Below are 21,573 nucleotides of genomic sequence, written 5' to 3' on the forward strand. Positions count from 1 at the left end.
GTGCCTGATATCCACGGTCCTCAGAGGCGGGAAAGGCGGTAAAGGCGGTCAAGCCGAATAGCGTCCTGATCAGGCGCAAGTCGAGTGGAAGGGTCCTCACCCCGCGTGGCTACCAAGTACTGAGGGCACGCAGAACAGGTAGGAGTGCCGGAACCCAGGCTCTCGCTCAGAACGTGGGGGCACCTTCAGTCGGCGCGGCCACCGCATCTGCCGCTGCTGCCGCTGCAGGCTTGATGTTCTGGTTGACGTGGAAGAAGTTGTCCGGATCGTACGTTGCTTTCACCGCGGACAGCCGGGCGTAGTTCCCGGCGTAGTTGGCCTCGATCCTGGACTGGTCGTCAGTGTCCTGGAAGTTGATGTAGCCTCCGGGCTCTGAGTACTCGTGGAGGGCGGACCAGTAGTCGCGGACCCAAGGGATGTTCTGGCTGTTCTCCGAGGGGTCGGGCCACTGCCCGGCGATGACGGGAGCGAACCGGACGTCGCGGTAGGGGAAGGCCGTGGCATCGGGTGCAACGCGCTGCACCGCTCCGTCGATGGGGTAGAAGTGGTTGGCCGAGTGCACGGTGGGGATGCCGGGGGAGTGCTCGACCGCCACGCGGAGCGCGTCGTCGCTGAGCGTGCGGAGGAAGTCCGCCTTCCAGTAGCCCTGGAGGCCGGGGATCCCGCTGAGGCCATCGAACATGACGTTGAGGGCCGGATACGGCAGCGGCGCGAACATGGAACCGAGCACCGGTCCGGCGTCGAGCAGGGGCTGCCAGTGGGCCGGTCCGGCGTCGACGTCGCCCGTCCACATGCCGGCAACCACGGCAACCGGCCTGCCGTGCCACTCCTCCGGGAGGAACGGTACCTGCGGGCCTTGGTGGAACCCGAGGAAGGCGCCCATCTCCTCCGGCTCGTCGGCGAGCCACTCGCGGTACGAGGCGCCGATGTCGGCCCCGAGTGCCGCGTCGTAGAAGACGAGCCCCACGTGGACCGTGTCGACCGGATGCAACCGGAACTCGAACGAGGTCACGGCCCCGAAGTTCCCGCTGCCGCCGCGCAGGGCCCAGAACAGGTCAGCGTTTGCCGTCTCGCTGGCCGTCACGAAGGTGCCATCGGCGAGGACGACGTCTGCAGAGATCACGTTGTCGCACGAGAGTCCGTGCTTCCGGGCCAGGTAGCCGATCCCGCCCCCCAGGGTCAGGCCGGCGACGCCGGTCGTGCCGATGATGCCGCCCGTGCTCGCGAGACCGAACGCGTGGGTGGCGTGATTGAAGTCGGCCCAGGTCGCGCCCGCCTCGACGCGGGCCGTCCTCGCCGCGGGGTCGACCCGGACCCCGCGGCGGGCCGAGAAGTCGAGGACGAGCCCGCCGTCGACCGTCCCGAAGCCCGGCGCGCTGTGGCCGCCGCCCCGGAGGGCAACGTCGATGCCGAGCCCGTGGGCGAACCGGACGGCCGCCATGACGTCGGCGACCTGAGACACCCGCAGGATCGCGGCGGGCCGCCGGTCCACCATGCCGTTGAAGACGTGGCGCGCCGCCTCGTACTCGGGATCATCGTCTTCTATGACCTGCCCGCGGACCTGTTCGCGGAGAACATCGAAGCGCTCGGTACCCATGGCTGGCTCCAGCATGCTCACGAGACCGAGGGCGGACCGCACCGTGCGAAACCCAGCCAGAGCGATCCGATGACCCCTTCGGTCTACGCTCCCTCCTCGGGCGGGTCAAGAGGCCATGCGCGTGTGCCCTGTGACGCGCCGGGCCAAGGCCGCCGCGTGTCCGACGATGATCTCGACCGGCTCGTCGAAGCCCACCGTGATTCCGTCCTCCTCGTCCCCGAGGGGCTCGAGCGCCGCGTACTGGCTCTCCACGAGCGAGGCCGGCATGTAGTGGCCCTCCCGGGCCTCGACGCGGGCGCGGACCACCTCGGCCGCCCCGGCCAGGTGCAGGAACCTGACCGGCCCCGCGTGCTCGCGCAGGGTGTCCCGGTAGGCCCGGCGCAGGGCGGAGCAGCTCATCACCGCTCCGCCACTGCGCTCGGCCAGCCACGCCCCGACCGCGGCCAGCCATGGTGAGCGGTCGGCGTCGTCCAAGGCGATCCCGGACTGCATCTTCGCAACGTTCGCCGCGGGGTGCAGATCGTCGGCGTCGCCGAACGGGACGCCGAGGTGTGCCGCCAAGGCCTGGCCCGCCGTGGTCTTGCCGGCGCCAGACACGCCCATCACGACCCACAGGCCCGGTTCGGGGGAGAGCTCCATGTCAGGCCTTGAGCTCGGCGGCCTCGGGCGCCCCTTCCCGGTCCACGTAGCCGTAGAGCTCGGGCAGGATGAACTTGGCGGAGAGGAACCCGATCAGCGAGAGGGCGGACACCGCGACCGTGGCCCCGACCTTGCCCCAGGAGGCGGTCATGAGCGGGAAGACGAACGCGCCGAAGAACGAGGCCGCCTTCACGAACACGTAGCCGAATCCCGAGGCGGTGGCGCGGAAGCGCGCCGGCGCGACCATGGACACGACCGTCATGCCGTTCGACGCGGCCCAGTAGTGGCCCCACATGAGCACGCACGCGCCCAGGACGATCAGCCACTGGATGTTCGCCCCCAGGGCGGCGGCACCGATCAGGAGGCCGACGAAGGCGAGGCCGAAGCCCCACATGGACACGCCGCGGTGGCCGATCTTGGTGATCATGATCGGGGCCACGAGCCCCGAGATGGTAGCAAGCACGTAGATGCCGGCCGTGACGAAGTTGGTGCCCGTGATGTTCGCCGCGGCGCCGCCGCCCACCACGCCCACGCCCGCGCTGACGAGGATGACGGGGAGGTAGAAGCCGAACGCCGTGAACTCCGCGCCCTGGCAGGCGTTGGAGATCCAGCCGAAGATCGTGGCCCGGCGGCGGGTCCTGTCGGCCCACGTGACCCGCAGGAAGTCCCCGACCTTGGGCCGCTCGATCTCGACGTCCTCGTTCGGGAGCATGTCCAGCGGCTCGTCGAAGAGGCGCAGCGAGACTTCCTTGGCCTTGGTGAACTTGCCCCGCTGGATGAGCGAGAGCGGGGTCTCGGGCAGGTCGAGCCGGGCCAGCAGCAGGATGAACGCGGGGATCGCGCCGATCGCGAGGGCCACGCGCCACAGGACCGCGTGGTCCATGCCGGTCATGTACATGACGGTGATGACCACGATCGAGAAGACCTCGCCGAGGCCGAACATGAACTGCCACCGGCTGCCCATGACCTCGCGGGAGCCCTTCGACATCGACTCCATGATGTAGGCGTAGCCGTTGGAGATGTCGGACCCGAGCGGGATGCCGATGAGGACGCGGAGGATGATCAGGTCCCAGACGTTCTGGGAGAACCCCTGCGCGATCGCGAGCACGATGAACAGCACCATCGTGAGCACGAACACCCGCTTGCGCCCCAGCCTGTCCGCGACGTAGCCGCCCAGCAGGGCGCCCACGAGCGCGCCGCCCTGCACGCCGGCCGTGACGAGGCCGAGCTGCGCGACCGTGGGGTGGTACTCGGCGCTGATGAAGACGAGCACGAAGGAGATCGCGTAGAGGTCCCACGCCTCGATGAGGATCGTGGCGATCATCATCCAGCCGCCGCGGCGGCTGGAGGAGGTGCCGTTCTTGTTGAGCAGGACGTCGGTTGCCTGGTCGGACAACCGCCTGATTGTCGTTTGGTCCATCATGGTCTCCCTCGCTGGGAGTCCCGGTGCGCGGCACTGGCCAGCGCGGCCGCATGAGCTGACGCCATAGTCACTCCCGATGGTTCTTACATCTGTTCTTTGCCATTCCGGCAAGGTTTAGATCATATCTAAAGAGGTGATCTGTGCAACAGCTATGATGTAGAAGTCCCCAACGGAGGGAACAGGACGGGGAAGGAGCGCCATGGCACAGGCAGGTTCGCCGCGTCGGGCGGGACCCTCCGAGTCGGGTGGCCTCCACACCAAGCTCGTGGAGAGCCTCGGATCGGCGATCGCCGAGGGGGCCCTCGCCGAGGGCAGCGTGATCCAGATCGAGGAGCTCGAGGAGCGCTACGCCGTCTCCCGCTCGGTGGTCCGCGAGGCGCTCCGCGTCCTCGCCGCCATGGGCCTCGTGGCCATGCGCCGGCGGCTGGGCATCCAGATCCTCCCGGCCAACGAGTGGAACGTCTTCGCGCCCCGGGTGATCCAGTGGCGGCTGGCCTCTGCGGGCCGCTTCGCCCAGCTCCGGTCGCTCACCGAACTGCGCGGCGCCGTCGAGCCCGAGGCCGCCCGCCTGGCCGCGACCCGCGCGAGCGAGGGCGAGACCGCGCAGCTCCTCGAGCTCGCGGGGGAGCTGTGGGCCGCGGGCCAGAGCGAGGATGCCGAGCGCTTCCTGCGGGTGGACACTGAGTTCCACCGCTTCATCCTCGCCGCTTCGGGCAACGAGATGTTCGCGGCGCTGCACCCCAGCGTCGCCGAGGTCCTGGCAGGGCGCACCCACTTCGGCCTCATGCCCTCCCGCCCCCACCCGGACGCGCTCCAGCTCCACATGGACGTGGCCGCCGCCGTCCAGCGCTCCGACCCCGACGCCGCCTACGCCGCCATGCGCGCCATCATGACGCGCACCATGGCCGAGCTCAGCGAGCTCCACGCGCCGGACGGCGGCGCAGCTCTCGGCGACGCCTCGTCCCACAGGGGCGCGCCGGCGTGAGGACCGTCGACGTCGCGGTCACGGGCTACGGCCGGATAGGCCGGGAGGTCGCCGGCATGCTCCAGGCACGCGCTGCGGCCTACCGGTCGCGCCACGGCGTCCACGCGAGGATCACTGGGGTCTGCGGCTCGGCTGGGGGCCTCATCGATGCCACGGGCCTCGCGCCAGAACGGCTCGCCGACCGCGGCGGCTTCGTGCCGGGCCTCACCGGCGAGGCCTTCCTCGACGCCCTCCGCCCCGACGTGCTGATCGAGGCCGGACCCAGCGACTACGCCACCGGCGGCCCAGCCCTGGGCTACCTCCGCTGGGCCCTCGCGCACGGCCTGGACGCCATCGCGGTGTCCAAGGGCGCGCTCGTCGTCGACCTCCGCGGGCTCCTGCGCCTCGCCGGCGAGCACGGCGGAAGCCTGCGCTTCAGCGGCGCCGCCGCCTCGGCCCTGCCCACCGTGGACCTCCTCGCGCACAGCCTCGCCGGCGCCACGCTCCACGGCTTCGAAGCGGTCCTGACCGGAACCACCACCTTCGTCCTCGACCAGATGGCCACCGCCGGCCTCGGGCTGGCGGACGCGGTGGCGCTCGCCCAGGCCCGGGGCATCGCCGAGCCGGACCCCCGCTTCGACGTCGACGGCTGGGACACCGCCGCCAAGCTGGTCATCATCGCTAACGCCGTCCTCGACGCGGGCCTGCGCCTCGAGGACCTCCCGCGGGAGGGGATCGCGGCGGTGACTCCCGGTGACATCGCCCGGTGGGCGTCCGAGGGCCTGACGCCGCGGCTCGTCGGCTTCGCCGAGCACGACGGCGGCGGGTTCCGCGCCGGGGTAGGGCTCCGCCTCTACGGGGGGAGCCACCCGTTCGCCCAGCTGCGCGGGAGCATGAAGGGCCTCCGCGCGGTGACCGCCGAGATGGGGACCCTGACGGTGACCGGCGGTGCCTCGGACCCCCGGGCTACCGCCGCCGCCGCGCTCAAGGACTTCGAGCACCTCTTGGCCGAGCGCGGTCCGGAGCATTTGTATATTTGATCTATGCCGATCTCCCGGAAGGCCGAGCCCGCCCTGCTGACGGATCAGGTCTACGAGACGATCCATGAGGCGATCCTCAGCGGTGACCTGCCCGGCGGGACCCGGCTGACCGTCCGGGAGCTTGCGGAGCAGGTCGGGACCAGCCCGATGCCGGTGCGGGAGGCGATCCGCCGCCTCGAAGAGGCCGGCATGGTGGAGCGGCAGCCCCACCGCGGCGCGGTCGTGAAGTCCCTCACGCTTGGGGAGCTGCTGCATGTCTACGACGTCCGACGCCTCCTCGAGGTCGAGGCGGCCCGGCTCGGGAGCGAGCGGGTCAGCCCGGAGGACTGCGACAGGATGCAGGCCGAGTACGACCTCATGCGCAAGGCCATCGACGAGCATCAGGCCGCGGCGCTCCTCGACCACGATGAAGCGCTGCTCGAGATCCTCTACCGGGCGGCCGGGAACCCGGTGCTCGTGCAGATGATCCGGAGCCTGTGGCAGCAGTGCCGGGCCTACAAGATGGTGGGCGCCCAGGGGAGCCTCGAGCGCCAGGAGGACGACGTGCTCTGGCGCTACCAGCAGGACCTCATCGCCGCCGCCCGGGGCCACGATGCCGCGGCCGCGGCACGGATCAACGATGCCTCGCTCGCCAACGCCACGGACCGCATCCGCGCGCTCCTCGCCGCCCAGCGGGACGGCCACTGAGCAGCTGAGGCCATGTCGGCAGGTGCGAGCCCTGCCACCTAGCTAGATCTTTGATCAAAAAGTCTTGCGCGATCTTTGATCAAATTCTAATCTGGTGGTGAGGCGTAGATCACACAGCGACCCGGGGCCCTGGATGTGCAGCACAGGGGTCGACGTCTCGGTCCTTCCTTCAGACGCCCTCTCGCGGTGCCATATCACCAAGGAGTTTTCAATGACGAAGAACGCATTGGACGACGCCCCGCTGTCCACCTTCCACAAAAAGCTTGCCCTGTTCTCCTCCGGGGGCCCGTTCCTCGACGGCTACGTGCTCTCGATCATCGGAGTCGCTCTCGCCCAGCTCACCCCGCAATGGCACCTGGACGACGGCCAGCAGGGCCTGGTGGGCGCATCGTCCCTCGTCGGCATCCTCTTCGGCGGGTTCCTCGGCGGCTGGCTGACCGACAAGTTCGGCCGGAAGGTCCTCTTCACGGTCGACCTCATCGCCATCATTGTCTTCTCCGCCCTGCAGTTCTTCGTGGGCGACTTCGGCTGGCTGTTCGTCCTGCGCCTGCTCATCGGGGTGGCGGTCGGGGCGGACTACCCGATCGCGACGTCCCTGCTGGCCGAGTTCTCGCCGCGGAAGTACCGTGGCCCGCTCCTGGGCCTGTTCGTGACGATGTGGTTCGTCGGCGCGGCCGTGGCCTACGTCGTCGGCGAGCTGCTGACCCTGCTCGGACCGGACGGCTGGCGCTGGATGCTCGCCAGCGCCGCCCTCCCCGCGATCGCGATCGTCCTGGCCCGCATCGGCACCCCGGAATCCCCGCGCTGGCTCGCGGGCAAGGGCCGCATCGAGGAGGCCAACGCGTCCCTGCAGACCGTCTTCGGCCCCAGTGTCACCGTGTCGGACCTGCCGGACGAGGTCAAGGAGAACCTTGACGTCAAGGCCCTGTTCCGCTCGGGCTACGGCGGCCGGATCGCGTTCGTCACGATCTTCTGGACCGCCTCGGTCGTCCCGCTCTTCGCCGTCTACGCCTTCGCCCCCGCCATCCTGGGCGCCCTGCACCTCGACGGCAGCATGGGCCAGATCGGCTCCGCGGTCATCACCATCATGTTCATGATCGGCTGCATCGTCGCCGTCCTGCTCGTGAACAAGATGGGGCGCCGGCCGCTCATGATCCACAGCTTCCTGTGGTCCGGCATCGCCCTGCTCCTGCTCGGCCTGTTCCCCAGCGCCCCGACCGTGGCCATCATGGCCCTCTTCGCCGGCTACGCCGTGCTCATCGGCGGCACACAGATCATGCAGTGGGTCTACCCCAACGAGCTCTTCCCCACGGAGATCCGCGGCTCCGCGGTGGGCCTGGCCTCCTCGCTCTCCCGCATCGGCGCAGCCGCCGGCACCTACCTCGTCCCGCTCGCCCTCACCGGCCTCGGCATCGGCACCACCATGATCATCGCCGGCGTGATCACCCTCCTCGGCGCCCTGATCTCGCTGGTCTGGGCCCCGGAGACCCGCGGGCTCTCGCTCACCGAGAGCGCAGCCCTCACCGCCCCCCAGCCGCGCCGGGTCCGCGCCCGCTCCCCCAAGCTCTCCCGCTCCTAGAAGAAAGAACGCAAAGGACATGAAAGACGTAGTCATCGTCGGTGCCGGACTCGCAGGCCTCTCAGCCGGCTGGCGCCTGCGCCACTGGGACACCCTCCTGCTCGAGGCCGACACACGCGTCGGCGGCAGGATCCGCTCGGAGCGGCGCGGCCCGTACTGGCTGAACTGGGGAGGCCACGTCTTCGCCGGCCCCGGCTCCTCCACCGACTCGCTGCTGAACGAGGTCGGCGTCTCCGCCGTCGAGATCCCGGGCTCCCTCCAGGCCCTGTCGATGAACGGGAAGTTCATCCGCAAGGGGCACATCGCGACCTACCCGTTCCGCATCCCGATGTCCCTCCGGGGCCGCTTCGACACCCTCAGGGCCGGCATGAAGGTCGTGGCCGGGGTCGCCAAGTACACCGGCGTGGTCCGCAAGCGCCCCGGGGAGTCCGGCGCCCAGCGCCAGCAGCGCATCTACGACTTCGAGAACACCACCTCGTTCCAGGACTTCATCGGCAGCATCGACGACGACGCCGCGGCCCTGTTCAAGACCACGGTCACCCGCTCGGCGGGGGACATGGACCAGATCTCCGCCGGCGCCGGCATCGGATACTTCAGCCTCGTCCTCGGCTTCGGCCAGGGCCTCAACCGCGGGATCGTGGGCGGCCCCTCGACCCTGACCGAGTCCATCGCCGTGGCGCTCGGCGACCGCATCCAGCTCGGCGCCGCCGTGCACGAGGTCGTCCACCGGAAGAACTCCGTCCTCGTCCGCTACACCCAGGACGGGGTCGAGCGCGAGGTCGAGGCCCGCGCCGTCGTCCTCGCCACCACCGCGGACGTCTCGCACCGGATCGGGGTGGACCTGCCCGAGGACCTCCGCGGAGCCCTCGGCCAGATCAAGTACGGCCCCCACGTCAGCACCGCCTTCCTCACCGACGAGGAGGGCCCGCGCCCCTGGGACGACATCTACGCGATCGCCGCGCCGAAGCGCTCGTTCGCGATCGCCCTGAACCAGGCCAGCATCGTCCGCGGCACCGAGTCCGTGCGCCAGCCCGGCGGCAGCTTCATGACGTTCTCCCCCGCCAGCCTGGGCCGGGCCCTTCTCGAGAAGAGCGAGGAGGAGGTCATCGCGACCCACCTCGCCGACCTCGACCAAGTCCTCGGCCACGGCTTCGCCGACAGCGTGGTCGAGGCCCGGACCGAACGGTGGAAGGTCGCCTCCCCCTACTGCTTCCCCGGGCGGGCCAAGATCCAGTCCACCCTCATGCGCGGCGCCGACCGCGTCTTCCTGGCCGGCGATTTCCTAGGCACGCTCTACACGGAGAGCTCCATCACCTCCGGCTTCTCCGCCGCGCAGGAGGCCGCGAGCCTGCTCGCCACCGCGCGCCAGGCGCGCCCCAGCGCCGTGAAGTCCGTCGCCTGACGGCGCCTGAAGAGACCCACGAACACCACCCACCGAAGGAATCACTCATGTCCAAGGACCTCCGCGGTGTCCTCACCGCCCTCACCACCCCCTTCGACGCCGACGAGGCGATCGACGTCGCAGCCCTCCGCCGCGTCGTCGACCGCTCGATCGACGCCGGCGTCGACGGCGTCGTCGCCGCCGGCTCCACCGGCGAGGTGGGCGCCCTCTCCTCCGAGGAGCGCCTGCTCCTGATCGACACGGTCATCGAGCACACCGCCGGCCGTGTCCCGGTCATCGCCCAGACCGGAGCCACCTCCACCGCCGAGGCGATCCGCCTCTCGAAGCACGCCCAGGCCTCCGGCGCCGACGTGCTCATGCTCGTCACCCCCTACTACGAGCCGCTCTCCGTGGAGGAGACGGTCACCTACATCGAGGACGTCGCCGCCGCCGTCGACCTCCCCGTCATGCTCTACAACATCCCCGCCGTGACGGGCGTCAACCTTGATCCCGCCACGGTCCGCTCGCTGGCCGAGCGCGTGGGGAACATCCGCTACATCAAGGACTCGAGCGCCGACTGGGAGCAGGCGCTCCAGCTGATCCACCACCACAGCGACGTGATCGGCACCTTCATCGGCTGGGACGCCTACCTCTACAGCGCCCTCGTGGAGGGCGCCGCCGGCGTCATGGCCGGCACCGCCAACGTCGTGCCCGAGGAGATCGTCGCCGTCGCCCGGCGCATCGCCGAGGGCGACCTCGCCGGCGCCCGGGAGACGTGGAACTGCGTGTACCCGGTCATCGACGCCCTCCTCTCCGCCCCCTTCATCCCGGCCGTCAAGGCGGGCCTCGCCCTCCAGGGGCTCCCCGCCGGCTCTCCGCGACGTCCGACGGCGCCGCTCACCGCCGCGGACCACGCCCGCCTCGAGCGGGCCCTCGCCTCGCTCCGTCAGCCGGTCGCGTAGCCCGGAGCAGCCCCCGATTCCCTCGACCACAGGAGGAACCATGACCACATCAGCAGCCGCCGAATCGTTCACCGTCCAGCGGGCGGAGAGCGCCCCCGCGCCGTCGCTGCCACCGTTCGGCCACTTCATCAACGGCGCCTTCGTGGCCCCGGGCTCCGGCGCCGTCTCCGAGGTGGAGAATCCGGCCACCGAGGAGTTCCTCATGCGGGTCCCGGCTGGCTCGGTGGAGGATGTGGACGCCGCGGTGGCGGCCGCCGTCGCGGCGAAGGCCGAGTGGGCCCAGACCACCCCGGCCGAGCGATCCGCCGTGCTGCTGCGCATCGCAGACCTCATCGAGGGCAACCGTGAGGAGCTCGAGGCCCTCGAGGCCGCGAACACCGGCAAGCCAGAGGCGGTGGCCGAGGACGACATCTCGAGCGCGATCGACACCTTCCGGTTCTCGGCCGGGGCCACGCGCGCCTTCACCGCCCTCGGCGCCGGTGACTACGCGAAGGGCCACACGTCGGTCGTCTACCGGGAGCCCGTCGGGGTGGTCGGCGTCATCACCCCGTGGAATTACCCGCTGCTGATGGCGGCGTGGAAGATCGCACCGATCCTCGGCGCAGGCAACACCCTCGTCCTGAAGCCCTCCGAGCAGACCCCGCTGACAACGCTCAAGCTGGCCGAGCTCATCGCGGGCGAGGTGCCGGCGGGCGTGCTGAACATTGTCACCGGAACCGGCCGCGTCGTGGGCCAGCGGCTTTCCGAGCACCCCGACGTCGACCTCGTGGCGATCACCGGCAGCGTCGGCAGCGGGGAGAAGGTCGCCGCCACCGCGGCGGCAACCGTCAAGCGCGTCCACCTCGAGCTGGGCGGCAAGGCGCCCGTTGTGGTGTTCGGGGACGCCGACCTCGAGGCGGCCGCCCGCGGCGTCCGCTCGGCCGGCTTCTGGAACGCCGGCCAGGAATGCGGGGCCGCCTGCCGCGTGCTCGTCCACGAGTCCGTTGCCGCGGATTTCACCGAGCTGCTGGTGCGGGAGGTCGCGGCGATCACCGTCGGCAGTCCCGGCACCGGCGCCGAGATGGGATCCATGATCTCCGCCGCTCACCACCGCAGGGTCCTCGCGGCGCTCGACGGGATCCGCGCCGAGGGGCTCACGGTCGCCGTCGGCGGCCACGCCCTCGAGGGCCCGGGCTACTTCATCGAGCCCACCGTCGTCACCGACGTCCCGCCCGGCGCCGGGATCGTCCGGAACGAGATCTTCGGCCCGGTCGTGTCGGTGGAGACGTTCAGCACCGACGAGGAGGCCGTGGCCCGGGCCAACGAGACCGTCTACGGCCTGGCGGCCTCGGTCTGGACTGCGGACGCAGCCCGTTCGCTCTCGATCCCGCGCCGGCTCGACTTCGGCACGGTCTGGGTCAACTCCCATCTGGTCATCGCGACCGAGGCCCCCTGGGGCGGATTCAAGGGATCCGGCTACGGCCGCGACCTCTCCCTCTACGCCCTCGAGGACTTCTCCCGGACCAAGCACGTCATGTACAGCCACGGCCGCTGAGGCCGAGCGCCACGTGCCCCAGCAGTAACATCCGGGCCGCTGGAAGGGACAGGACCTTTTCCCCTCCAGCGGCCCGAGCAATGCTTCCACTCTTGTAGCAGAGCCGCAGCGACTGAGGCGAGGGGGCAACTCAGACCGGTAGGGCGCACTGTGAGGAGGCCCGACATGGTCACGTTATCGACGCTTTTCCGCGCCGCAAAACTGTTCCTGGTGCCACGCGGAAGCTACTCCGGGACCCGCAGGAGTGCCGCGCCGGGACCGGAGGGCGGGCTCCTGACGGAGCCTCCCCGGCACAGACCGTTCACGGAGGAGGCCGAGATCTCCGGCCTGAGCGTGGACGGCCCGGTCGCCGAGATCACCGTCGCGGGCAGCCCTGGCGGTGCTGACCGCGTCGCGGCCGTCCTGCTGGCCCTCGCCGAGGCCGGAACGGGCGTGGACATGTTCTCCGAGAGCGGCCCGATGCCCGGGGACGGCATGAGGGACATCATGTTCACCTCGCCCGTGCGCGACCGGCCGCGGGCCATGGAGGCCCTGCGCCGCCGGAGGACGTCCATCGGGTTCAGCGGGCTGCGCTACCGGGACGACGCGGCCAAGCTCTCGCTGAAGGGGAACGGGCTGCGGTCCGCCTCGACCATCGTGCCCGACTTCGTCGCCATCCTCTCGGCCGCCGGCATCCCGACCGGCCCGATCTCGGTCTCGGACTTCTGCCTGGCCGTGGTGATACCCGCCGCCCGGGTCCCCGAGGCGATCGACGCACTCGATGCGGGGCTCCACCTCGGCCGCCGGACGGCCTGAACGCACCGTCCCCCACGATCACAGTCCGCCTTCCCGCCGCGATGAGAGAAACGAGGCGCTGTCCATGACTGTCACCCCAGATTCGGACACCTTCCGCGGGCCTCGGGTCGCCGGACCGCTGCCCGGGCCGGTCTCGGCGCGGATGCTGGCGCGCCAGGACGACGTCGAGTCGGCCGCGCGCACCTACCCCCGCCACCTCCCGATCGCCCTCGAGGAGGCCTCCGGGTCCTTCGTCCGGGACGTCGACGGGAACGTCTTCATCGACTTCCTCGCCGGTGCGGGCGTGCTCTCGCTGGGCCACAACCATCCGGAGCTCGCGGACGCGGTGACGGACCAGCTGGCACGGCTGACGCACGGGCTGGACTTTCCCACCCCGCTCAAGGAGGAGTTCACGCAGGCTGCCCTGTCCACGCTCCCCGAGTCCCTGCGCGACTCCATGAGGGTGCACTTCTGCGGGCCGACGGGCGCCAACGCGGTCGAGGCCGCCATCAAGCTGTGCAAGACGGCCACCGGGCGCGGGGACATCGTCTCGTTCCAGGGCGGCTTCCACGGCAGCACTGCCGGCGCCATGGCTGTGACCGGCCTCCTCGAGCAGAAGGAACCGGTCAGCAACCAGATGCCCGGCGTCCACTTCTTCCCCTACAGCTACTGCAGCCGCTGCCCGCTCGGACTGACGCCCGAGACCTGCGACACGAACTGCGCCGTCTACCTCGACCGGTCGCTCCACGACAGCAACGGGGGAGTGCCCCGGCCCGCGGCCGTGATCCTCGAGCTAATCCAGGGCGAGGGTGGCGTGATCCCGGCCACTCCCGAGTTCGCGCGCCGCGTGGGGCGCGTGGCCCATGAGCTCGGGGTGCCCCTCATCGTCGACGAGGTGCAGGCAGGCTATGGCCGCACCGGGACCTGGTTCGCCTTCGAGCAGTACGACCTCGAGCCGGACGTCATCGTGGCCTCGAAGGCGCTGAGTGGGATCGGGCTGCCCGTGGCCGTCATCTTCTACAGGAAGTCCCTCGACGTGTGGGCACCCGGCGCGCACACGGGGACCTTCCGCGGCAACCAGCTGGCCTTCGCCGCCGGGACCGCCGCAGTGCGGATCATGCGTCGGGACAACATCCTCGGCAACGTCCGCGCCCGCGGAGAGCAGATCGTCGCGCTGCTGGAACCGCTCACGGCCAGCCCCTGGGTCCGCGACGTGCGCGGGCGCGGGCTCATGTGGGGCATCGAGATGGCGGACCCGGTCTCAGGCGAGCCCGCCGGTGACCTCGCCCGCCGCATCCAGCTCACCGCCCTCCAGCACGGGCTGATCCTCGAATGCGGCGGACGGCAGGACTGCGTGGTACGCCTCCTGCCCCCGCTTAACGTCACGGAGGAGGTCGTCGCCACCGCCTGCGCGATCCTCCGCGACGCGGTCACCGAGGAAGTCGCGGCCCAGCCGGGCGCGTAGGAGGCCACCATGCCCAAGCACCTCGCGACCCGGGAGGCCCCAGCCCGTGCCGGCTCCGGAGACAGCAGCCCGCGCGGGAACGTCCTCCTCGCAGCCTCGGGCGACGACGGGATCCGGTGGCGCCCGGGCGAGCGGCTCGAGACCCTCTTCGAGGAGGCCTGCGACCGCCTCCGGGACGCGGGGCACGGCGACAGGCTGGCGGTCGACGCCGGAGGGCTCACCCTCACCTACGACCAGCTCGACGCCTGGACCAACCGGCTCGCCCGCCGCCTCCGCGCCCGCGGCGTGCGGGCGGGGGACCGGCTGGCGCTGCTGTTCGACCAGCCCGTGTTCACCTATGCGGCCATGCTGGCCGTGCTCAAGGCGCACGCCGCGTACGTGCCGCTGGACGTCGCGTTCCCGCCGGAGCGGCTCTCCTACATCATGGACGACGCCGGCGTGACCACCCTGCTCTCGCAGTCCCACCTCCGCGACGTGGTGCCGGAGGGGACAGCCCGGGCCGTGTACCTCGACGAGGAGGAGGCGACGATCGGCTCCGAGTCGCCGTGGCGCCTCAGCGGCGACGAGCGCGGCCCGGAGCAGGACCAGCTGGCGTACATCATCTACACCTCCGGGTCGACGGGCAGGCCCAAGGGGGTCGCGGTCGAGCACGCCAGCATCTGCAACTTTGTCCGCGTGGCCGCGGGCGTCTACGGGATCCAGGCGGACGACCGGGTCTACCAGGGCATGACCACGGCCTTCGACTTCTCCGTCGAGGAGATCTGGGTCCCCTGGATGAGCGGCGCCACCCTCGTGCCCAAGGACGGCAGCACGAGCCTCGTGGGGATCGAGCTCGCCGAGTTCCTGCAGCGCCGCACGGTCACGGCCCTGTGCTGCGTCCCCACCCTCCTGTCCACCATCGAGGACGACGTCCCGGGCCTGCGGTTCCTGCTCGTGTCCGGAGAGGCGTGCCCGCCGGACCTCGTGGAGCGCTGGCACCGGCCCGAGCGCCGGTTCCTCAACGTGTACGGGCCCACCGAGGCCACTGTCACCGCCACGTGGTCGGTGGTGGACCCGCACCGCGCGCCGACTCTGGGCACGCCCCTTCCGACCTATGCGGCAGTGATCCTCGACGTCGAGAGCAACAGCACCGTGGGAGCCGGCGAGCTCGGCGAGATCGGGCTTGCCGGGGTCGGCCTGGCCCGCGGCTACGTCAACCGTCCGGACCTGACCCAGAAGGCCTTCATCCCGGACTTCCTGGACCTCCCCGACAATCCGAGCCACCGGATCTACCGCACCGGCGATCTGGGCCGCATCAATGCCGACGGAGAGATCGAGTACCACGGCCGGATCGATTCCCAGGTCAAGGTCCACGGCTACCGGATCGAGCTCGCCGAGGTCGAATCCGTCATCCTCCAGGTCCCCGGCGTCGCCCAGGCCGCCGTCGTCACCCACGAGCCGAGCCCCGGGGTCGTCGAGCTCGCTGCGTACTACAGCAGGCGGCGCGACGGCGGCAGTGTGGAACCCGCCGTCGTGCGCGACCACCTCCGGCGCGCCCTGCCCGCGTACATGCGGCCGGCCTTCCTGCAGGAGCTGGACGCCTTCCCGCTGCTGCCCAGCGACAAGGTGGACCGCCGGCGGCTGCCCCCGCCCGGCCGGCGGGGCGACGCCGCCGCGCCCGCGCCCGCGCCGCCGGCCACGGACCGGGAGGCGAAGCTCGCTGGCGCGCTCGCCGAGGCCCTCGGGGAGCCGACGGTCTCAGTCGAGGCCGACTTCTTCGCCGACCTCGGCGCGAGCTCGATCACCATGGCGCGCTTCTGCGCAATCGTCAGGAAGGATCCCGGCCTCGTGCCGGTCTCGATGAAGGACATCTACCTTCACCCGACGGTCCGGTCGCTCGCCATGTCCACGCCGTCAGCCCCGGCCCCGGCAGCCGCTGCAGCGGCCTCCCCCCTGACGCCGACGGCGCCGCCGCGCGCCACGACGTTCCAGTACGTGCTCTGCGGGACCCTCCAGGCGCTGACCTATGTCCTCGGGGCCTTCCTGGCCGGCTTCGGGATGGCCACCGGCTTCCAGTACCTCAGTGCCGCTGCCGACCCGCTGGACCGGTGGCTGCGCGCCACGCTCTTTGGGGGCGTGGTGTACGCCGCCCTGTGCCTGCTGCCCGTGGCAGCGAAGTGGCTGATCATCGGCCGGTGGCGGACCACCGAGTTCCCCGTGTGGTCCATGCGCTACTTCCGGTTCTGGCTCGTTCGCGCCGTGATCCGCAGCAGCCCGATGCGGCTGCTGGCTGGCTCACCCCTGTACGTGCTGTACCTGCGGGCACTGGGGGCCAGAATCGGCCGCGGCGCGACGGTCTTCACCACCGAGGTCCCGGTGTGCACTGACCTGCTCACCGTCGCGGCCCGGACCGTGGTCCGCAAGGATGCGAGCCTCAACTGCTACCGCGCGCTCGACGGGATGATCCAGACGGGCACCGTCACGGTCGGCGAGGGCGCAGTGATCGGCGAGGCCACCGTGGTGGACCTCGGCGCCAGGGTCGGGGACTACGCCCAGCTCGGCCACGCGTCCGCCCTCTACGCCGGGCAGGCCATCCCCGACCACCAGTCGTGGCACGGATCTCCGGCCCAGCCCTGTGCGGTCGACTACAGCGGGGCCCCGCCGGCCCCCTGCGGCACGGCCCGCAGATTCCTCTATGGCGCATGGAATCTCGTCTTCACCGTCTTACTCGTCATCCCGGCCGGAACCAGCGTGGCCATGGTCCTGGTTCCGCTCGCCGTCGATGCTGCTGGAGTTGACACCGGCAATCTTGCCTACTACCTCCGCCTGCTCGGCATCGCCTCCCTCGTGCTGACCGGGCTGATCGCAGCGCTCCTCCTCAGCATCGCGGTGGTCCCCCGGGTGATGAATCTCCTGCTCAGGCCGGGCACGGTCTACCCGCTGTACGGTCTGCACTACGGGCTCCATCGCGCAATCGGCCGTCTCACCAACCTGAAATTCCTCCTCCAGCTCACAGGCGACAGCTCCCTCATCGCGCACTATCTTCGGCTGGTCGGCTACAAGATGCCGGATTTGGTGCAGACCGGCTCCAACTTTGGCCCCGAGGTCAAGCATGAAAGCCCCTTCGCCTGCACGGTAGGGAGCGGCACGATGGTCGCGGATGGCCTGTCAGTCATGAGCGCGCAGTTCTCGAGCAGCTCGTTCCGGATTTCGCCGGTGTCAATCAGCGCGGGAAGCTTCTTGGGGAACAACGTCCATTACCCTCCGGACGCCAAGGCCGGGGACAACTGCCTCCTCGCCACCAAGGCGATGGTTCCGCTCGACGGACCTCTTCGGCAGAACGTCGGACTCCTGGGGTCGCCGAGCTTCGAGATCCCGCGGAGCGTCCAGTCCGACGCCGCCTTTGACGAGCTCAAGAGCGGACCTGCATTCACGGCCGCGCTGAGGGCGAAGAATTGGCACAATGCCGTGACGATCCTGCTCTTCCTGCTGGCGCGCGAAGGATACACCTTCGCGACCTTGCTGATCGGCACTTTTGCCCTGACAATCGACCGGGCTCAGGCCGTGCTGACGGCAACAGGGGCGGTCCTGGCGATCTTCCTCTTCACCATCTGCTATTACGCGGTGGTCGAATGCGCTGGCCGCGGATTCCGCCGGCTCGTGCCAAAGTTCTGCTCGATCTATCAGCGCGAATTCTGGCAGCACGAGCGCTTCTGGAAGCTCGGCAACGACGCCTACATGATGGCGTTGAACGGTACGCCGTTCAAAGGGGCGCTCTGGAGGATCCTGGGTGCGAAGGTCGGCCGCCGGCTGTTCGACGACGGCTGCGGGATTCCGGAAAAGACAACGGTCACCATCGGTGACGACTGCACGTTCAATGCGCTGAGCGAGATCCAGTGCCATTCGATGGAGGGAGGGGCCTTCAAGCTTGGTGAAAGCGCTATCGGTTCCGGCTGCACGCTCGGCGTCAAGGCGTTCGTCCACTACGGCGTGAGCCTCGGCGACGGGACGGTCGTCGAGCCGGATTCCTTCGTCATGAAGGGCGAGGACGTGCCGGCCGCCGCCAGATTCGGCGGCAACCCTGCCCAGCTGCTCCCGGCGCTGGCGTCGGAGTCGTCCGGGCAACGGCGGACCTGATGCTGCGGGCCATCCTGCCGGCGGCGGTCCGGGCCCAAGAACGCTTCGGCGACCGGGCCGGCGTCGTGCTCTTCCCCGAGGAGGTCGAGGCGGTGGCCGGCTGCACGGCGGCGCGGAGGGCCGACTTTGCGGGCGTGCGCGCGTGTGCCCGCGAGGCCCTCGCTGAGCTCGGCATGGCCCCGGCGCCCCTCGTCCCGGGAGCCGATGGCGCTCCGGTGTGGCCGGCCGGGATCGTCGGGAGCATGACCCACTGCCCTCACTACAGGGCCGCGGCGGTGGCCCCGTCCCGGGCGGTTGCGAGCCTCGGCATCGACGCCGAACCGAACGCGCCGCTGCCCGCCGGCGTCCTGGACCTCGTTGCGTGCGCGGGGGAGCGGGCGGCCAAGGCCCCGGGCGCCTGGAGGGGCGTGGCGGCAGACCGACTCCTGTTCAGCGCGAAGGAGGCCGTGTACAAGGCCTGGTATCCCCTGACGGGGAGGTGGCTGGGATTCGAGGAGGTGCTCGTCGAGTTCCGTCCGGGCGGCCGGTTCCGCGCCGGGCTCCTCGTGGCGGGGCCCGTCGTCGCAGGAGTCGAGCTGACGGGCTTCGCCGGGCGGTGGACGGCTGCGCACGGGGTGGTCGCCACGTCCGTGGTCGTCCCGGCCTAGCGCTCAGAAGAGGGTGGGCTCGCCCGAGTCGGAGTCCGGGTCCGCGTCGGCCGGCGCAGTCCAGGGCTCGCCGAGGTCCGCCAGCGCCTCCTCGATGGACGTCTGGCCCTCGAGTTCCTCATCCGTGGCCACTCCAAGACCGTAGAGGTCCGAGGGCCCGTTTCGGGCGAGGCACGCGGTCGAGGCGGCTAGGGTTGGCTCATGGACCAGCTCGAGTCCGATCCCGCCGCGGCGCCGAACGGCTGATGAACCTCGACGCGCTCGCACGCCGCGCCGCCGCCCTCGTCCCGGACGGCGGCGGACGGGCCATCCTCGGCATCTGCGGCGAGCCCGGAGCCGGCAAGACGACGCTCGCCGAGCGGCTCCTCGACAGGCTGCGCTCTTCACACGGCGAAGGCTGGGCAGCGCACGTGCCGATGGATGGGTTCCACCTCGCCGATGTCCAGCTGTCCCGGCTCGGGCTCCTCGACCGCAAGGGCGCACCGGAGACCTTCGACCCCGACGGCTACGCCGCCCTCCTCGGCAGGATCGCCGCCGGTGCGGGCTCGGTGATCTACGCGCCCGGGTTCGAGCGCCGGCTCGAGCAGCCCCTCGCCGCCGCCATCGAGGTCCCGCCGGAGGCGCGCCTCGTCATCACCGAGGGCAACTACCTCCTCCTCGACGACGCCCCCTGGGCCGCCGCCCGGGCCCGCCTGCGCGAGGTCTGGTACCTCGAGGCAGACCCCGGGGTGCGCGTTGACCGGCTCATCCGCCGGCACATCGAGTTCGGGAAGGATCCCGACCAAGCCCGGGCGTGGGTGCTCGACTCGGACGAGACCAACGCGCGCCTCGTCAGGGCGGCCCGGCACCGCGCGGACCTCGTTGTCCGCGAAGAGGGCTGACCCTCTCCCTAATTCCGCAATGCGAAAATAAAAAACCCTCTTGTGGAACATCTTCGGGGGATCTATCTTTGGTATACCAAAGAGATCGGGATCACATCCCGTCGAGGACAAGCGATCGCACCCTTCGAGCGCAGACCCCCCATCCCAGACCAGAGAGTTCCCCCATGACCAGCATCCCGGACACCGCCGTCCAGCAGCTGAACATCGAAGGCGAAGCGGAGGCACCCATGAGCCACACCACCGCGACCCTTCCGGCGGGCCTCAGCCCGCGGCTCTACAACACCGACCTCGCCCCCACGCAGCGCAGGGGACGCAGCTGGACCGCCTACAGCATCTTCACCCTGTGGGCCAACGACGTCCACAGCCTCGGCAACTATGCCTTCGCGATCGGGCTCTTCGCCCTCGGCCTCGGCGGCTGGCAGGTGCTCGCGGCCCTCGGCGTCGGCGCAGTCCTCCTCTTCGCCCTCCTGAACCTCTCGGGATTCATGGGCCAGAAGACCGGGGTGCCGTTCCCGGTCATGAGCCGGATCGCGTTCGGCATCCACGGCGCCCAGATCGCCGCCCTCACCCGTGGCGGGGTGGCCGTCGCCTGGTTCGGCATCCAGACGTACCTCGCCTCGGTGGTGCTGCGCGTCCTCGTGATCGCCGTCTTCCCCGGCCTCAAGCCGCTCGACGGCGGCTCCATCCTCGGCCTGTCCCCGCTCGGCTGGATAGCCTTCGTCTTCCTGTGGATCGTCCAGGTCGTCATCGTCTCCTACGGCATGGAGATGATCCGCAAGTACGAGGCCTTCGCGGGCCCCATCATCCTCGCGACCATGCTCGCGCTCGCAGTCTGGATGTTCGCCAAAGCCGGCTTCTCCATCGCCTGGAGCACCGGCAAGGACCTCTCGGGTGGCGACATGTGGCTGCACATCCTCGGCGGCGGCGCCCTGTGGGTCTCGATCTACGGCACGTTCGTGCTCAACTTCTGCGACTTCACGCGCTCGGCCCGGACCAAGAAGTCGATCGTCAAGGGCAACTTCTGGGGCATCCCGATCAACATGCTCCTCTTCGGCGCCATCAGCGTGGTCCTCGCCGGCGCCCAGTTCAAGATCGACGGCCACCTCATCGAGAGCCCCTCGGACGTGGTCGCCTCGATCCCGAACACCTTCCTCCTCGCCGCGGCCAGCACGGCCCTGCTCGTCCTGACCGTCGCCGTGAACCTCATGGCCAACTTCGTGGCCCCCACCTACGCGCTCACCAACCTCTTCCCCCGCAGGCTCAACTTCCGCAGGGCGGCCTTCGTCTCGGCGGTCATCGGCCTGCTGATCCTGCCCTGGAACCTGTACAACAACCCTGTCGTGATCGTGTACTTCCTCGGGGGCCTCGGTGCCCTGCTGGGCCCGCTGTTCGGCGTCATCATGGCCGACTACTGGCTCGTCCGCCGCGGCAAGGTCTCCGTCCTCGCCCTGTACTCCGAGGACGCCGCCGGCGCCTACCACTACCGCAGGGGCGTCAACCCCAGGGCCGTGGCCGCCCTCGTGCCCGCCGCCGCGGTGGCCCTCGCGATCGCGTTCATCCCGGCCCTGGGCGCCCTGAGCTCCTTCTCCTGGTTCTTCGGCGCGGGCATCGCCGCCGTGAACTTCTACGCGCTGGCCGACCGGAAGCAGGCCTTCGAGGACGTCGACGGCGAGGCCATCGCCGTCCCCAGCGTCCACTGAGACTCCCCGGTCCGTCCGCCTCCACGAGCACGACGGCGGTGGGGGGGGGCCCCCCCCCCCCCCCCCCCCCCCCGGGCGCGCCCCCCCCCCCCCCCCCCCCCCCCCCCACCCCCCCCCCCCCCCCCCCACCCCCCCCCCCCCCCCCCCCCCCGCGCCCACCCAAACGAGGTCGCATACAAAAAAA

General features: G+C 70.5%; 17 protein-coding genes. 13 read left to right on the forward strand and 4 right to left on the reverse strand.

Annotation, left to right across the window (positions count from 1 at the left end):
• Positions 1–166 precede the first annotated feature (166 nt).
• The 3 genes from J2W20_RS13755 to J2W20_RS13765 form a co-directional block, all read right to left on the reverse strand.
• Positions 167–1,597, reverse strand: coding sequence for an FAD-binding oxidoreductase (locus J2W20_RS13755; RefSeq protein WP_307007236.1), 1,431 nt, complete (start codon positions 1,595–1,597; stop codon positions 167–169).
• A 105-nt stretch (positions 1,598–1,702) separates the two neighbouring features.
• Complete coding sequence (locus tag J2W20_RS13760; protein ID WP_307007237.1) at positions 1,703–2,236, reverse strand: gluconokinase; 534 nt, start codon at positions 2,234–2,236, stop codon at positions 1,703–1,705.
• 1 nt (position 2,237) lies between these two features.
• The gene (locus J2W20_RS13765; RefSeq protein ID WP_307007238.1) at positions 2,238–3,632 is read right to left on the reverse strand and encodes an MFS transporter; all 1,395 of its coding nucleotides are present in this window, start codon (positions 3,630–3,632) and stop codon (positions 2,238–2,240) included.
• A gap of 226 nt (positions 3,633–3,858) precedes the next feature.
• Here J2W20_RS13765 and J2W20_RS13770 point away from each other — a divergent pair, with 226 nt between their 5' ends.
• From J2W20_RS13770 to J2W20_RS13820, 11 genes are all read left to right on the forward strand, one after another.
• Positions 3,859–4,644 (forward strand): FadR/GntR family transcriptional regulator, encoded by a 786-nt coding sequence (locus J2W20_RS13770; RefSeq protein WP_307007239.1) that lies wholly within the window; start codon positions 3,859–3,861, stop codon positions 4,642–4,644.
• Entirely contained in the window at positions 4,641–5,663 is a 1,023-nt protein-coding gene (locus J2W20_RS13775; RefSeq protein WP_307007240.1) for a homoserine dehydrogenase, read from the forward strand. Before J2W20_RS13770 ends, J2W20_RS13775 begins: the two co-directional genes overlap by 4 nt.
• 3 nt (positions 5,664–5,666) lie before the next feature.
• On the forward strand, positions 5,667–6,350 hold the full coding sequence (locus J2W20_RS13780; RefSeq protein WP_307007241.1) for a GntR family transcriptional regulator: 684 nt from the start codon (positions 5,667–5,669) through the stop codon (positions 6,348–6,350).
• Between the two features lie 211 nt (positions 6,351–6,561).
• Entirely contained in the window at positions 6,562–7,929 is a 1,368-nt protein-coding gene (locus tag J2W20_RS13785) for an MFS transporter (RefSeq protein WP_307007242.1), read from the forward strand.
• A gap of 19 nt (positions 7,930–7,948) precedes the next feature.
• The gene (locus tag J2W20_RS13790) at positions 7,949–9,331 is read left to right on the forward strand and encodes a protoporphyrinogen/coproporphyrinogen oxidase (protein WP_307007243.1); all 1,383 of its coding nucleotides are present in this window, start codon (positions 7,949–7,951) and stop codon (positions 9,329–9,331) included.
• Between the two features lie 47 nt (positions 9,332–9,378).
• Positions 9,379–10,272, forward strand: a complete 894-nt coding sequence (dapA, locus tag J2W20_RS13795) for a 4-hydroxy-tetrahydrodipicolinate synthase (RefSeq protein WP_307007244.1) — start codon at positions 9,379–9,381, stop codon at positions 10,270–10,272.
• A gap of 40 nt (positions 10,273–10,312) precedes the next feature.
• The gene (locus J2W20_RS13800) at positions 10,313–11,806 is read left to right on the forward strand and encodes an aldehyde dehydrogenase family protein (protein WP_307007245.1); all 1,494 of its coding nucleotides are present in this window, start codon (positions 10,313–10,315) and stop codon (positions 11,804–11,806) included.
• A 210-nt stretch (positions 11,807–12,016) separates the two neighbouring features.
• The gene (locus J2W20_RS13805; protein ID WP_307007246.1) at positions 12,017–12,601 is read left to right on the forward strand and encodes a hypothetical protein; all 585 of its coding nucleotides are present in this window, start codon (positions 12,017–12,019) and stop codon (positions 12,599–12,601) included.
• Positions 12,602–12,665: 64 nt separating this feature from the next.
• On the forward strand, positions 12,666–14,045 hold the full coding sequence (locus tag J2W20_RS13810) for an aspartate aminotransferase family protein (protein ID WP_307007247.1): 1,380 nt from the start codon (positions 12,666–12,668) through the stop codon (positions 14,043–14,045).
• 9 nt (positions 14,046–14,054) lie between these two features.
• On the forward strand, positions 14,055–18,161 hold the full coding sequence (locus J2W20_RS13815) for a Pls/PosA family non-ribosomal peptide synthetase (protein ID WP_307007248.1): 4,107 nt from the start codon (positions 14,055–14,057) through the stop codon (positions 18,159–18,161).
• Positions 18,161–18,808 carry a 4'-phosphopantetheinyl transferase family protein gene (locus J2W20_RS13820; RefSeq protein ID WP_307007249.1) on the forward strand — a complete coding sequence of 216 codons (648 nt, stop codon included), beginning with the start codon at positions 18,161–18,163 and terminating at the stop codon, positions 18,806–18,808. The genes J2W20_RS13815 and J2W20_RS13820 overlap by 1 nt, the downstream gene beginning before the upstream one ends.
• Before the next feature lie 3 nt (positions 18,809–18,811).
• On the opposite strand, the gene J2W20_RS13825 is transcribed toward J2W20_RS13820, so the two are convergent.
• Positions 18,812–18,940, reverse strand: coding sequence for a hypothetical protein (locus J2W20_RS13825; protein ID WP_307007250.1), 129 nt, complete (start codon positions 18,938–18,940; stop codon positions 18,812–18,814).
• Positions 18,941–19,053: 113 nt separating this feature from the next.
• On the opposite strand from J2W20_RS13825, the gene J2W20_RS13830 reads away from it, so the two are divergent.
• Both J2W20_RS13830 and J2W20_RS13835 read left to right on the forward strand, forming a co-directional pair.
• Positions 19,054–19,689 (forward strand): nucleoside/nucleotide kinase family protein, encoded by a 636-nt coding sequence (locus J2W20_RS13830; RefSeq protein WP_307007251.1) that lies wholly within the window; start codon positions 19,054–19,056, stop codon positions 19,687–19,689.
• A gap of 227 nt (positions 19,690–19,916) precedes the next feature.
• A complete protein-coding gene (locus J2W20_RS13835; RefSeq protein ID WP_307007261.1) occupies positions 19,917–21,389 on the forward strand; it encodes an NCS1 family nucleobase:cation symporter-1 in 1,473 nt (490 codons plus the stop codon).
• Positions 21,390–21,573: the final 184 nt, after the last annotated feature.

This window comes from Sinomonas atrocyanea (assembly GCF_030812675.1).
Classification (GTDB): domain Bacteria; phylum Actinomycetota; class Actinomycetes; order Actinomycetales; family Micrococcaceae; genus Sinomonas; species Sinomonas atrocyanea_B.

Coding starts and splice junctions, on each gene's coding strand:
- J2W20_RS13830 (WP_307007251.1), top strand. CDS start 19,054: ATGAACCTCGACGCGCTCGCACGCCGCGCCGCCGCCCTCGTCCCGGAC.
- J2W20_RS13835 (WP_307007261.1), top strand. CDS start 19,917: ATGAGCCACACCACCGCGACCCTTCCGGCGGGCCTCAGCCCGCGGCTC.
- J2W20_RS13815 (WP_307007248.1), top strand. CDS start 14,055: ATGCCCAAGCACCTCGCGACCCGGGAGGCCCCAGCCCGTGCCGGCTCC.
- J2W20_RS13755 (WP_307007236.1), bottom strand. CDS start 1,597: ATGGGTACCGAGCGCTTCGATGTTCTCCGCGAACAGGTCCGCGGGCAG.
- J2W20_RS13810 (WP_307007247.1), top strand. CDS start 12,666: ATGACTGTCACCCCAGATTCGGACACCTTCCGCGGGCCTCGGGTCGCC.
- J2W20_RS13820 (WP_307007249.1), top strand. CDS start 18,161: ATGCTGCGGGCCATCCTGCCGGCGGCGGTCCGGGCCCAAGAACGCTTC.
- J2W20_RS13770 (WP_307007239.1), top strand. CDS start 3,859: ATGGCACAGGCAGGTTCGCCGCGTCGGGCGGGACCCTCCGAGTCGGGT.
- J2W20_RS13790 (WP_307007243.1), top strand. CDS start 7,949: ATGAAAGACGTAGTCATCGTCGGTGCCGGACTCGCAGGCCTCTCAGCC.
- J2W20_RS13785 (WP_307007242.1), top strand. CDS start 6,562: ATGACGAAGAACGCATTGGACGACGCCCCGCTGTCCACCTTCCACAAA.
- J2W20_RS13780 (WP_307007241.1), top strand. CDS start 5,667: ATGCCGATCTCCCGGAAGGCCGAGCCCGCCCTGCTGACGGATCAGGTC.
- J2W20_RS13800 (WP_307007245.1), top strand. CDS start 10,313: ATGACCACATCAGCAGCCGCCGAATCGTTCACCGTCCAGCGGGCGGAG.
- J2W20_RS13760 (WP_307007237.1), bottom strand. CDS start 2,236: ATGGAGCTCTCCCCCGAACCGGGCCTGTGGGTCGTGATGGGCGTGTCT.
- dapA (WP_307007244.1), top strand. CDS start 9,379: ATGTCCAAGGACCTCCGCGGTGTCCTCACCGCCCTCACCACCCCCTTC.